This window comes from Roseibium polysiphoniae, from assembly GCF_014842925.1.
In the GTDB taxonomy this organism is placed as follows: domain Bacteria; phylum Pseudomonadota; class Alphaproteobacteria; order Rhizobiales; family Stappiaceae; genus Roseibium; species Roseibium polysiphoniae.
This window is the reverse complement of the sequence record NZ_JACYXJ010000003.1, coordinates 209,085-221,015: the sequence shown is the minus strand read 5'-3', so window position 1 is coordinate 221,015 and position 11,931 is coordinate 209,085. Positions and strand designations below refer to the sequence as shown.

General features: G+C 58.3%; 11 protein-coding genes. 1 reads left to right on the top strand and 10 read right to left on the bottom strand.

Annotation, left to right across the window (positions count from 1 at the left end):
- Position 1: 1 nt before the first annotated feature.
- The 3 genes from IG617_RS08030 to IG617_RS08020 all read right to left on the bottom strand — a co-directional run bounded on the left by IG617_RS08030 (position 2) and on the right by IG617_RS08020 (position 3,773).
- Positions 2-1,321, bottom strand: coding sequence for an NAD(P)/FAD-dependent oxidoreductase (locus IG617_RS08030; protein WP_192108718.1), 1,320 nt, complete (start codon positions 1,319-1,321; stop codon positions 2-4).
- A gap of 249 nt (positions 1,322-1,570) precedes the next feature.
- On the bottom strand, positions 1,571-2,890 hold the full coding sequence (locus IG617_RS08025) for a ferredoxin reductase family protein (RefSeq protein WP_192108717.1): 1,320 nt from the start codon (positions 2,888-2,890) through the stop codon (positions 1,571-1,573).
- Positions 2,891-3,008: 118 nt separating this feature from the next.
- Positions 3,009-3,773 (bottom strand): hydroxypyruvate isomerase family protein, encoded by a 765-nt coding sequence (locus IG617_RS08020; RefSeq protein ID WP_192108716.1) that lies wholly within the window; start codon positions 3,771-3,773, stop codon positions 3,009-3,011.
- A gap of 139 nt (positions 3,774-3,912) precedes the next feature.
- Here IG617_RS08020 and IG617_RS08015 point away from each other — a divergent pair, with 139 nt between their 5' ends.
- Complete coding sequence (locus IG617_RS08015; protein ID WP_209008354.1) at positions 3,913-4,128, top strand: DUF3329 domain-containing protein; 216 nt, start codon at positions 3,913-3,915, stop codon at positions 4,126-4,128.
- Here IG617_RS08015 and IG617_RS08010 read toward each other — a convergent pair.
- The 7 genes from IG617_RS08010 to IG617_RS07980 all read right to left on the bottom strand — a co-directional run bounded on the left by IG617_RS08010 (position 4,080) and on the right by IG617_RS07980 (position 11,915).
- Positions 4,080-4,961, bottom strand: coding sequence for a response regulator (locus IG617_RS08010; protein ID WP_192108715.1), 882 nt, complete (start codon positions 4,959-4,961; stop codon positions 4,080-4,082). The genes IG617_RS08015 and IG617_RS08010 overlap by 49 nt on opposite strands.
- 16 nt (positions 4,962-4,977) lie before the next feature.
- Positions 4,978-6,573, bottom strand: coding sequence for a PAS-domain containing protein (locus tag IG617_RS08005; RefSeq protein ID WP_192108714.1), 1,596 nt, complete (start codon positions 6,571-6,573; stop codon positions 4,978-4,980).
- Between the two features lie 198 nt (positions 6,574-6,771).
- Entirely contained in the window at positions 6,772-8,175 is a 1,404-nt protein-coding gene (locus IG617_RS08000) for a multicopper oxidase family protein (RefSeq protein WP_192108713.1), read from the bottom strand.
- 4 nt (positions 8,176-8,179) lie between these two features.
- The gene (locus IG617_RS07995) at positions 8,180-8,674 is read right to left on the bottom strand and encodes a c-type cytochrome (protein ID WP_192108712.1); all 495 of its coding nucleotides are present in this window, start codon (positions 8,672-8,674) and stop codon (positions 8,180-8,182) included.
- A 50-nt stretch (positions 8,675-8,724) separates the two neighbouring features.
- A complete protein-coding gene (locus IG617_RS07990) occupies positions 8,725-9,144 on the bottom strand; it encodes a c-type cytochrome (RefSeq protein WP_192108711.1) in 420 nt (139 codons plus the stop codon).
- Positions 9,134-9,529 (bottom strand): Cu(I)-responsive transcriptional regulator, encoded by a 396-nt coding sequence (gene cueR / locus IG617_RS07985; protein WP_192108710.1) that lies wholly within the window; start codon positions 9,527-9,529, stop codon positions 9,134-9,136. The genes IG617_RS07990 and cueR overlap by 11 nt, the downstream gene beginning before the upstream one ends.
- A gap of 10 nt (positions 9,530-9,539) precedes the next feature.
- On the bottom strand, positions 9,540-11,915 hold the full coding sequence (locus IG617_RS07980; RefSeq protein ID WP_192108709.1) for a heavy metal translocating P-type ATPase: 2,376 nt from the start codon (positions 11,913-11,915) through the stop codon (positions 9,540-9,542).
- Positions 11,916-11,931: the final 16 nt, after the last annotated feature.

Below are 11,931 nucleotides of genomic sequence, written 5' to 3'. Positions count from 1 at the left end.
CTCAGATTCCCAATTTGTCGCGCAGTGAATACCAGGTCATCGCCAGGACCAGCAACGGGTAGCGCAGCTTGTCACCGCCCGGGAAGGCAGGCACCCTGATCTGCTCGAAAGCATCGAACCGCGCGGCCGTACCATAAACCGCCTCCGCCAGTACCTTGCCGGCAAAGGTCGCCATGGCGACGCCATGACCGGAATAGCCGGATGCACTGAGAACATTCGGATGAATTCTTGCAAAATAGGGCATGCGCTTGGGTGAGATCGCCAGCGTTCCGCCCCAACCGTAGTCGATGCGCACATCCTTAAGCTGCGGATAGATTTCGCTCATCGGCTTACGCACGAAGGACTTGATATCTTCAGGAAAGCGATAGCCATAGTTTTCGCCGCCGCCAAACAGCATGCGATTGTCCGCCGAAAGGCGGAAATAGTTGATGACGAACTTGCTGTCGGCGACCGCCACATTGTCACGGATCAACGCCTTCGCATCGGCATCCGACAATGGCTCGGTCGCAACGATGAAGTTGTTGATCGGCAATACATGCGCCGCCGTTTTCTTGTCCAGCTTGCCGAGATAGCCATTGCAGCCGAGCACCAGATGCTTGGCGCGCACGGTGCCCTTTTCCGTCTTCACCGTAACCGTCTCGCCCGGCGTGTAGGACAGCACACGAGTGGTCTCGAACAACCGCGCGCCTTTCGCCTCGGCGACACCTGCAAGGCCGAGCGCCAGATTGAGCGGATGAACATGCCCTGAGCCCATGTCGAGAGAGCCGCCGTGATAGCAGGGGCTGCCGACCATCTGCCGGACTTCGTCCGTGTCGACAAAACGAACCTTGTCGTAGCCATAGATCGTGTTCAGATGCTCAACGTAGACCTTGGTCTCCGGCACATAGGCCTTACGATGGTCCGCATGCAGGACGCCGGGCCTGTAGTCGCATTCGATGCCGTGCTCGCCGATTAGGCCGAGCGTCACATCCATGGACTCGAGCGCCAGGTCCCAAAGAACCTTTGCCTGCTCAAGACCGTGACGTTTCTCCAGAACCGTCTGATCGACCCGCTGTCCGGTGCCGACCTGGCCGCCATTACGACCGGATGCCCCCCAGCCAACCCGATTTGCCTCCAGAAGGACGACGTCATAGCCGCGCTCGGCCAGATGCAGCGCGCTAGACAGCCCGGTGTAGCCGCCCCCAACGATGCAGACATCGCAGCTCGTCTCACCCGTCAGTTCGGGGTGTTCGGTCTGGCGATTTGCGGTTGCTGCATAGTAGGAAGGGGCGTGAACGCCGCGGGCGTCATTTGCGGTCAGAAGGTCGAGAGAAGACAGCATTCAGGCGAACCTGGTTCAAGGGTCTAACGGGTCTCATCCGCGCCTTGGATTGCGCGAAGGCCCTGACTTTCAACCGGATTTCAGCCATTGGCAAGGCAAATCACCGAAGCAATTGCCCTTTAGAACGCCAAGACCCCACGTGACGCAAAGGCAATTAGAGCGAGGATTGCAATACCATTCATCCACCACCAAAAACGAACCATTCGTCGATTGCGTGTCGGCGTTCTAGCGCCCCTGTCCGGTTCGCGATCAGTCATAAGTAAAGCGCTCCGATAGAATGTTGTTGGGGGCAACGCCCAAAGCCAGGAGAACCTCTTCCGCGCCGGTCATCATCGCAGGTGGTCCGCACAGAACGTAGAGCCAGTCCCGTTGCTCGGGACGGCCAAAGTGCCGCCTGATAAACCCAGCATCGGTAATTCCGGTTTCACCGCACCAGTCAGGGCCCGGTTCAGCAATCACATGGACCACATCGACGTCCTGGCGCTGAGCATAGCGATCGAGTTCTTCACTCGCGACGATCTGCCCCTCGTTGCGATTGCCATACACAAGCTTTACGGGCCGCGTGTCGCCGGTAGCATCCAGCTCGCGCAAGATCGACAGCATCGGTGCAATACCCACGCCTCCCGCAATAAGGCCGATACCCGGCTCATGCCGTCTCTCGATCGTCATGTGACCGAAGGGCCCATCGACATAGGCCTTGGTGCCCTGAGGAATGCTACTCAGAGTCGAGGTGAAATCACCCAGCTCCTTGATCACGAAAGACAGCTTGCCTTTTTGAGCCGGCGCAGAAGCCACAGAGAAAGGGTTCTCTGAGAGTGAAAACGCACTGTGGCCAATGTTGAGCCAGAAGAACTGACCGGCCTTGTAGCTGATACCGTCATGCCCGACCGGCTCCAGGTCGACTGCCCATGTCTGATCGGCAGCCTTGCTGATTTCACAGACTTTCCACTGGCGCCGAAGCTTTGTGATCGGGCGCAGGACATATACCGAGGCAAGCGACAAAATCGCGACGGCGAACAGGCCCGTCCAAAGCCAGTAGAGCGCCGGGTCAGACGAGTACCTGCCCGCCTGCGTCGCATGATACCAGCTCAATCCCGCGATCAGCGCGGCACCCAGGCCATGCGCCCAGCGCCAGTTTTCATAGCGCTTGAACAAATCCGATCTGGCAATGGAAACCAGAACGAAGGCCGGCAACAGGATCCAGGCGGCAGCCCCCGCCATCAACGCCGGCCCCGGTTGCACAAGGGTTAATTGTCGGCTTGGATCATAAGGCAAAGCCCAGCCAAAGGGCGTCGTATAGAGAAAGGGATGCACGATGACCAGCGCCAGGGCCGAACGGGCGAGCAATTGGTGAAACCGCATGGTGACATCCATGCCGACACCGCCCGAGATGGCCCGAAACCGCCCCGACAACAGGAACTCAGCAAGGAGGATCGCGAAGGCGACCATGCCTGCCCCTGACGCGATCTCATCCCATACTGGCCTCGGCGGCTTGGCACCCACAGCTGCCAGTATCAACGGCAGAACGATGATCCCCAGATAGATCGCAATGAGCCAGATACCGCGCATGAACACCCCTCAAGCCTGGACGCTGCAGCCGCCATGGCCAGATTGCAGTGCCCGGCGACGTTCCCATTCACCACGGGCCATGGGGATCGGTCGATGACATTGGTCAAACGCGGTCAGCTCAAACCCGAAGTCTCTGCATCCAGCCAAGCCCCTCTTCGACGGTGGCGCGCGGTCTGTATTCAGCGCCGATGAAACCGTCATAACCGATCTGCTGAAGCTGTTTCATGACCGCTACATAATCGATCGCGCCCTGATCGGGCTCCCCCCTACCGGGCACCGCAGCGATCTGGACATGTCCTATCATCGGCAGGCAGGCGTTCAACCTGGAGGCAAGATCGCCCTCCATGATGTGCACATGATAACAATCGAACATCAGCTTCACATTCGGCCGGTCGAGCTCCGCGAGGATCTCCAGCGCCTGATCTGTGGTGTTCAGAAAATATCCTGGAACATCTTGCATGTTGATCGGCTCGATCAACACTGTCAGCCCCGCCTTTGCCGCCAGGTCGGACGCAAATACCAACGAAGAGAGGAAAGTGCGATGCGCCGGCTCTCCGCTCGCCAGACCGGCCATGACATGCACCTTGCGCGCGCCAATCAGCGCTGCATAGTCAACAGCCTGCCTGATGACGCGGCGCCCATCTTCCTCTCGTCCGGGCAATGCGTAAAGTCCGAACTCTCCTGCATTGCGGTCTCCGGGCAAGGTGTTGAGCGCGAGCATCGGCAACCCGGTGTCCGACAACGCCGCACGCACCTCCGCCGGGTCTGTTTCATAAGGGAAATGACATTCAACCGCGTCAAATCCGGCGGCTGCGGCAAGCCTTATGGCCTCCGGCAAAGGCCGGTCATGCCACAAGAAACCGAGATTAGCCGAAAACTTCATCACTGCCCCCTCCCAACTCTGCGGAGGGAAAGGTCACACAGCCAGCGAAGGCCTTCAAGAACCTGTTCGCCGAAGACGGGACAAGGTGCAAATCAAAACGTGATCGTTTAGGCTTCGGGACCAAACAACAAGGTGGCGCATGATCTCCGATACTGAAAACCCGTTCTTCAAACCGCTCTGGCGGCGCTTGGCCATTATCGTCTTTTGCGCCGGCTGGGCCGGGTTCGAATTCTATCACGGCAACAACAGCTGGGGTTGGATCACCCTCGCCATCACAGGCTATGCCGTCTGGACCTTTCTCGTCAGCTACAAGGCCGATGAGGACACCGCCTCCCCTCCCGCAGATGAGGGCTGAGCCGCCGCACCACCGTTTTGAATCCGTTTCAGAACCAGCTTGAAGATCTCCACCGGCGGATAGGGATATTCAATATAGTCTTCAATGCCACCTTCGCTGAGCGATGACTTCTGATCAGGCGTGAAATTCTGCGGCGCGAGTAGAACCATCTCGCCCTTCCAGCCCTTGGGCCGTCCGCTGACGACGAACTTCAGATAGTAGTGAACGATCCGACTGTAGACGAGAAACAGGATGTCGATGTCCTTCACGGAGAACTCTTTCTGCGCGAGTTGCTCTTCCGGGATCAGCGAGACTTCACATCCAAGCTCGGCAAGCGCATTCGTCAGCGGAAGGATTGAAGCCGGCTTTGATGTCACGAACGACACACGCAGCTTCTCGCTCGTGCCGGGCCGTTGCTTCTGGAACGAGTTGTAGAGCTGCACAAGCTTCTGCTTGTTGCGTTCCTCGATCCGGTGAATCTGTCCGAGGCTCGCCTCCACCGTCGCCAGAAGCAAATCATAGTCCACCGGCTTGGTCAGATAGTCGTCGACGCCCAGCCGCTTGCCCTCAATCAGGTCCTCTCGGGTCGCCTTGGCCGTCAGGAAAACGAACGGGACATCGCTCAGCTTGGGATGATTGGTCCGGATGTGTTTCAACATCGTCGGGCCATCCATGCGAGGCATCATCATGTCGCACAGGATCAGGTTAGGCCTTTCCTTGCGCAATACGCGCATCGCCTCGGTCCCGTTTTCTGCAGTCAGCACACGATATCCTGCGTCCTCAAGCTCCTCCCTGAGGTCCTCGAGCAACATCGTCTCGTCTTCTACACAGAGAATTGTCGCTTTTTCCGACATTATTGTAGCTCCTCCGTCAAATCACACCAGCGAGTTCACCCGAGATCTGAACCTCGGACATTTTCTTTTTGCGTTTCGCCTTGATCGGCAATTTCAGTGTCACTGTCGTGCCTTCTCCGACCTGGCTCTCCACTTCGACCTTGCCGGAGTGTTTGGAGACGATCATTTCCGTCATGTTCAAACCGATACCGGTTCCGGCAATGCCGCTAGACGTCGAGGCACGGAAATAGCGATTGAAGATCTTCGGGATTTCCTCTTCGGGAATGCCGACCCCTTCGTCGCGCACCGAGATCACCGCATAATCCTTATCTTCACGGCCGGAAACGTAGATGTCATTGCGCTCGGGCGAATATTTGATCGCGTTCGAGAGAATGTTGGACAGACATTGCTCGACCAGGCCCCGGTCGATCTCCGCGGTTTCCGGCAGATCGTCAATATCTGCGTGGATCTTGAATTTTTTGGCGACGCTTTGATGGTGCGAGCACACAGTCTCCACCAGCCGACGTAGGGGCGCGCTCTTGATTTCCAGCTCCATCTCACCCGACTGGGACTGGGAAAAATCAAGGAAGCGATGGATCAGATATTGCATCCGCTCAACGCTTTCGCGAATGCGTTCGACGCGCTCAAGGACGACATCAGGCTCGAGTTTGTCGATCCGGCGCTTCAGCCTTTGCGCATTGCTGTCGATGATGGCCAATGGCGTTCTGAATTCATGCGAGGCCATCGACACGAACTCGCGCTGTATCCCGGTAAGCTTCTTTTCCCGGCCCAGCAGACGCACCAATTCGTCCGTATGGTTCCGAAGCACATCATTCTGGCGCTTGTAGGAAGTGACGTCGGAATAGACCGAGATCATCCCCTGATCGACGGTGCGCGCCCTGGTGATCTTGTACCACTTGCCATCGGGAAACTCGCGCTCCGTCCACATGTCCGGGTCGTCTAGAAAATTGTCGATGGGACGATCAGGTTCCTCTGGAAAGACCGTGCGGATCACATCAAGAATGGTACCGCCTTCTTCAGTGGTCCTGTCCAACGCCGGATAGATCTCGCGAAGCTTGTTGTTCACAAGCATGGGATAGCCGTCTTTGTCGGTGACACCGACGCCGTCCGAAATCGTATTGAGCGTGTTGAGCATCAGGTCACGGCTGGCCTTCAGCTCGATATCCCGCTGCGTCAGGGTGCCTTCCAGCCTCTGGCGTGCGTTCCTGAGCTCTTCCTCCTGCCGCTTTTCCTGGGTGACATCCGTATAGATCGTCACGAAGCCGCCATTGTCCATTGGGCTTCCCTGGACACGCAGGACGGTCCCGTCCAACCGCTCGCGGATGAAATCATGGGCGACGAACTGCTTCGCCAAGTCGATCCGTTTGGCAACCTGCTGTTCCGGGTCACCAGGCCCGTAGTCCCCTCGCTGCGCATTGTATCGGAACACATTGGCAAGGCTCGGATCGTCATCCAGAAGGTCCAGCGGCAGGTCCAGCAACTCCCGCGCGGTCTGGTTCAGCATGACAAGGTTGAGATCTTTGTCGATCACCGTAATGCCCTGGTGAACACTCGACGCCAGGCATTTCAACAGGACCAAAGGATCGCAATCCTCGTGTAGAAAATGTGGCACGCCGACCTCCCAAAGCAGTTTTCAGGAAAAATCTGACGCGAAAAATAAAATTATTTCTAAATACAAACTTTACATAATTAACTATTGAAATAAGTGCTTAAACATTACGAAGACAACCAACAAATATCACTGTAGGAAATTCTAATAACAAAGCAGTTCATCAGAAACGAACTTTTCGGCATTTAGCTCCTGAAACAGTCAAAGAACCTCAAACCAGGTCATCATTCCAGCAGCCGCGTGCTCCAGCATATGACAGTGCAGCAGCCATTTCCCCGGATTGTCTGCGACGAATGCAATTCGTACGGTCTCTCCGGCAGCGACCAGAATAGTATCGCGAAAGGCTCCCGTGTCCTCAACCATGGCCCGGGATTGCTCGACAATACGAAAGTGATGGCCATGCGTATGCATGGCATGTGGAAAGGCCGTATCGTTGACAATCTCAAGAAGAACAGTCTCTCCAGAAGAGGTCCGGAAAAAGGGTACCTCCGGCATACCCGCGACGCCATTCAAGCCCCAGAGCTGACCGGTCTCACGCATTCTCTCGCGCGTCAGCGGTTCGCCGCCGTGGGTCATGCCTGCCATCTGCCCCATGGCGCCACCTGTCATATCCAGCACAAGCTTGCGCGCCGAGGTCAGATCCGGTTCGGGCAGTACATTGGCCATGAGCGTCGGATGGGAGGCGCGAACAGTGCCCTCTGGCAGAATGACAAAACGTGCCACGTCAAACGGATCGGCACCCGAGATCTCTCTCAGTGCGAGTTCGCGGCCTTCGGCCGGCACCACCACAAGGTCCGCACGTTGGCCAGGCCCCATCAGAAATCCGCCACTTGGAACGTCCATCGCCTCTTTCAGCGGCTGACCATCTAGAGCGATAAGCTTCCCGCCAAGATCCGAAAGATCCTGCTCCAGAACACGGGCATTGGAGGCATTTATCAACCGCACGCGATGAGCAGCCCCAGCCACAAGGTCAAATCTCGGCAGACTAGCCCCGTTCACTGTCAGCCAGTTTCCCAGCCGCCCGGCGTGAGACCAGTCCATGAGCGATCCGAAGCTTTCGAGATCCAGAGCTCCCTCTCGATCGAGCCGCCAGTCATCAAGTATCAGCGTCAGATCCTGATCAAGGCCAAACGCCGGCTCCTCTTCCTCAACGATCAAGGGACCGTAGAGGCCACGCCCGACCTGCTGCCAGCTCTTGTTGTGAGCGTGGTACCAATAGGTGCCGGCATCGGGGGCGACAAAGTCATATTCGAATGTTTCGCCTGGAGGCACAGCGTCTTGCGTCAGTCCAGAAACGCCGTCCATCGCGTTATCAATCCGCACACCATGCCAATGGATGGAGGTCGGCTCTTCCAGCTGGTTGATCAGCCGAACCTTGACCCGCTCGCCGCGCTTCACACGGATCTCGGGCCCCGGCACGCCACCGTTGTAGGTCCAGAGCGATGAAGCCGGACCGCTTTCCTTATAGATTTTCTGCAGAGAGGGGCCTGCCGTAAGCTCGACAAATCCGTCGTCCGCGAGCGCCATTGTGGCCGCAGCGGGCAAGATACCAAGACAAGCAGAGGAACCAGCCCCTGCGAGGAAGTCACGCCGAGAAATGCGCATGGCCTCAGTCCTTTTTCAGCCGATACTTTTCATGACAGGAGGAACAGGTCTTGCCAACCATGCCAAAGAGCTCGCGAACAGACGGCACTCCCGCTTCGGCTGACGGCCCAAGACCATTCCCGGAGACTTCGTCCAGGAGAGCAGCGCGGGCTTCAAGCTGGTCTGCAAGAGCCTGGAAGTCTGCCCAGTCCTGCCAGATCTCGGGCTTGGCCTCGCTGGGAGCGTCGACGCTCCCCTCCGGAAAGAGATCCGTCAGCGCCGAACCACCATGGCCGCCCAGCATGCGGGACGCTCGCGCCAACGCCGCGGCATCATAAGGTGTCTTGCCGCGGATCATCCCGCCGACGGTTTTCATGGCTTTCGCCATTTCCGCCATCCCGTCCATGCGCTGTTTCACGACGCCCTTTGCACCGCCATGGGCCTCCACTGGTGCATCTGCCGAAAACAACCAGAAGCCGCAGACGATGGCAGTCACGACACTCAATTTCGCCAAGCTCATTTTCTCTCCTCCCGGACAATCATGCGATGACCAGCCGCCTGTTGATGCTCTCAGAAAATTCCGTTTGCCTTCTGGAGCGCGCGTACATAGGCGGTGATCTTGACCACCTCTTCCTGCGTTATTCCTTCGACCGGCGGCATGTTGCCAAAAGGCCAATGATGCGCACGAACGCCTCTCAGGGCGGCAAGGACAAATGCTTCGTCGCCATGGTGGCCAGGCTCATAAATGCGGTGAACAAGCGGCGGCGCCACGCCTTCGCGGCCAGCGGCATTGGCGCCATGACAGGTAGCGCAGTTGTCGTTGAAAAGGGCCTTGCCTTCCATAGCCTCGCCTAAGAGCTGCGGAACCTGCACCTCAACCAGTGGCGTTCCAAAATCCGGCTCGTCCTCCGGCTGCGCTGCCAGAAACCGCCAGACCAAGCCGGTGGCAAGCATAAGACCGGCGATGGCGATCGGGATCCTATTGTTCATGATGCCCCGCAAGATCATCCATGATCGGACATTCGGGTCGATCATCCCCGTGGCAATCGCGTGCAAGCGCACTCAAGGTCGTCTTTAGACCTTGCAGCTCCGCAATTTTCCGGTCGACTTCCAGGATCTTGGCATTCGCAATCGCCTTGACGTCAGCGCTTGCCCGGTGGTCATCGTCATAGAGCGACAGCAAGAGCCTGCATTCCTCAATCGTAAAGCCCAGGCTTCGCGACCGCTGCAGAAAACGCAGGCGATGGACATCGCTCTCGGAATAATCCCGGTAGCCGTTGTCCAACCGGCCTGGGCGCACCAGGTCGATATCCTCATAGTAGCGAATTGTCTTGGGCGGAAGGCTGGCAAGCTGGGCAGCAGCGCTGATGTTCATGGCGTTCTTCTCACAGCTTCAGTCTGCGCATGCGCAGGGCATTGGCAATGACCGAGACCGATGACAGGCTCATGGCCGCCGCAGCAAACATCGGCGACAAGAGCATGCCCGTGAGCGGAAACAGGACACCCGCTGCGATGGGAACACCAAGTGAATTGTAAATGAAGGCAAAGAAGAGATTCTGCCGGATGTTCGCAAGCGTTGCTTTCGCCAGGCGCCGCGCCTTGAAGATGCAGTCCAGATCTCCGTGAAGCAGGGTGATACCAGCGCTTTCCACGGCCACATCGGCGCCCGTCCCCATCGCAATTCCAACGTCCGCTGCTGCGAGGGCCGGTGCGTCATTGACCCCGTCACCAGCCATGGCCACAGAACGCCCTGCGGCGTGAAGCTCGTCGACCAGCGTCTGCTTGCCTTCAGGCAGAACGCCTGCGCGCACCTCATCGATACCGATCTCGGCAGCCACCGCTTTTGCGGTGCGTTCCGTGTCTCCGGTGGCCATGACCACATGAAAGCCTTCAGCTTTCAAAGCCCGAATGGCTTCGGCAGCATTTGGCTTGATGCGGTCGGCAACAGCGACAAAACCAATGAGCGACCCGGCCTGAGCCAGGAACATGACAGTCTTGCCTGCATCGGAAAGTTCGGTCGGCGCGTCTCCCGCGCCAGAAGTATCGACACCAAGGTCCGCCATCAACGCGGCGTTGCCCAGCGCGACAGGCTCATCCTTCAGCCGACCGATGACACCCTTGCCCGTGATCGCCTCGAAATCCTCGATCGCCGCCGCCTTGATCCCGCGTTCCTCGGCACCGCCAACAATTGCCTCAGCGAGCGGATGTTCCGACCCCGCCTCCAGACTGGCCGCAATGGTCAGCAGATCCGTCTCATTCGCATCACCGAGAGAGACCACATCGCTCAAAACTGGCCGCCCCTCCGTCAAGGTTCCGGTCTTGTCGACGACGAGCGTATCGACCTTGGCCATACGTTCGAGCGCCGCCGCTTCCTTGATCAAGACACCGGCCTGCGCGCCGCGACCGGTCGCGGTCATGATCGACATGGGCGTCGCAAGGCCAAGAGCACAAGGACAAGCGATGACCAGCACGGAGACGGCGGCAACAACGGCATGGGTAAACGCTGGCTCGGGCCCGACCGCCCACCACAGGGCAAAGGCAATCGCGGCAATGGCCACCACCGCCGGCACGAAGTAGGACGCAACCCGGTCCGCCAGGCCTTGAATCGGAGCTCGAGAACGCTGCGCGGCCGCAACCATATCAACAATCTGCGCCAGAACCGTCTCGTCACCGACCTTGACCGCCTTGATGATGAGCGTACCGTTCTTGTTGATCGTGCCGCCCGTGACCGTGTCGCCGGTCTCTTTCTCAACGGGTACAGGCTCCCCGGTGATCAGGCTCTCGTCCACCGATGAGCGCCCGTCCAGCACCTCACCGTCGACCGGCACGCTTTCTCCGGGGCGCACACGCAATTTGTCGCCTGAAAGAATGTTCTCAAGCGGCGCGTCATATTCATCGCCTTCGGGCGTAATCCGGCGCGCCGTTTTGGGCGCAAGATCCATCAAAGCCCGGATCGCATCGCCCGTCTTCTCACGCGCCCTGAGCTCTAGCACCTGACCAACGAATATCAGCGCAACGATCACCACCGACGCCTCGAAATAGACCGGCACATGGCCGCTATCGCTTCGAATGGTGTCCGGAAACAGACCGGGGAAAAACGTTGCAACGGTACTGTAGAGATAGCCTGCGCCGACGCCGAGCATGATCAGCGTCCACATATTGAAGTTCCGAGTCTTCAGCGACGTCCAGCCCCGCTGGAAAAACGGAGCAGCGGCCCAAAGAACAACCGGTGTCGCCAGCAAGAACTCGATGATGACCGACGTGGTTTCACCCAGGAGGTCGCGGGTCGGGAGCCCCACCATCGGCCCCATGGTCAGGAGAAGCAGCGGCACCGCTGCCAGAGCACTGACCCACAAGCGCCGCGTAAAGTCGATCAGCTCATGGTTCGGCTCGTCGGACGCGCCGCTCATGGGCTCCAGCGCCATGCCGCAGATCGGACAGGTTCCCGGCCCTTCCTGAACAATCTCCGGATCCATGGGACAGGTAAACGGAGCGTTGGCCGACGCTTTCTGCGGCTTTCGCCTGTTGTTGCCAGAAAGGAAGAAATAGGGATCCGCGTCGAAGCGGTCGTGACATTTCTGACTGCAGAAATGATAGTCCTTGCCCTTGTAGGCAAGGCTTGGCTTTCCCGCACCCAGTTTCACCGTCATGCCGCAAACAGGATCAATGGCCACCGCACCTGAACCGGGCGCCTGGCCCTCATGACCACCGCAACATGCGGCATCGGATGCAGTTTCGGCGCTGTTGTCTTCGCGTTTCATTTCCTGGGCCATTTCC

Excerpts from the sequence above, each read along its gene's own strand:
- IG617_RS08030 (WP_192108718.1), bottom strand. The coding sequence starts at position 1,321 with ATGCTGTCTTCTCTCGACCTTCTGACCGCAAATGACGCCCGCGGCGTT.
- IG617_RS08025 (WP_192108717.1), bottom strand. The coding sequence starts at position 2,890 with ATGCGCGGTATCTGGCTCATTGCGATCTATCTGGGGATCATCGTTCTG.
- IG617_RS08020 (WP_192108716.1), bottom strand. The coding sequence starts at position 3,773 with ATGAAGTTTTCGGCTAATCTCGGTTTCTTGTGGCATGACCGGCCTTTG.
- IG617_RS08015 (WP_209008354.1), top strand. The coding sequence starts at position 3,913 with ATGATCTCCGATACTGAAAACCCGTTCTTCAAACCGCTCTGGCGGCGC.
- IG617_RS08010 (WP_192108715.1), bottom strand. The coding sequence starts at position 4,961 with ATGTCGGAAAAAGCGACAATTCTCTGTGTAGAAGACGAGACGATGTTG.
- IG617_RS08000 (WP_192108713.1), bottom strand. The coding sequence starts at position 8,175 with ATGCGCATTTCTCGGCGTGACTTCCTCGCAGGGGCTGGTTCCTCTGCT.
- IG617_RS07995 (WP_192108712.1), bottom strand. The coding sequence starts at position 8,674 with ATGAGCTTGGCGAAATTGAGTGTCGTGACTGCCATCGTCTGCGGCTTC.
- IG617_RS07990 (WP_192108711.1), bottom strand. The coding sequence starts at position 9,144 with ATGAACAATAGGATCCCGATCGCCATCGCCGGTCTTATGCTTGCCACC.
- cueR (WP_192108710.1), bottom strand. The coding sequence starts at position 9,529 with ATGAACATCAGCGCTGCTGCCCAGCTTGCCAGCCTTCCGCCCAAGACA.
- IG617_RS07980 (WP_192108709.1), bottom strand. The coding sequence starts at position 11,915 with ATGAAACGCGAAGACAACAGCGCCGAAACTGCATCCGATGCCGCATGT.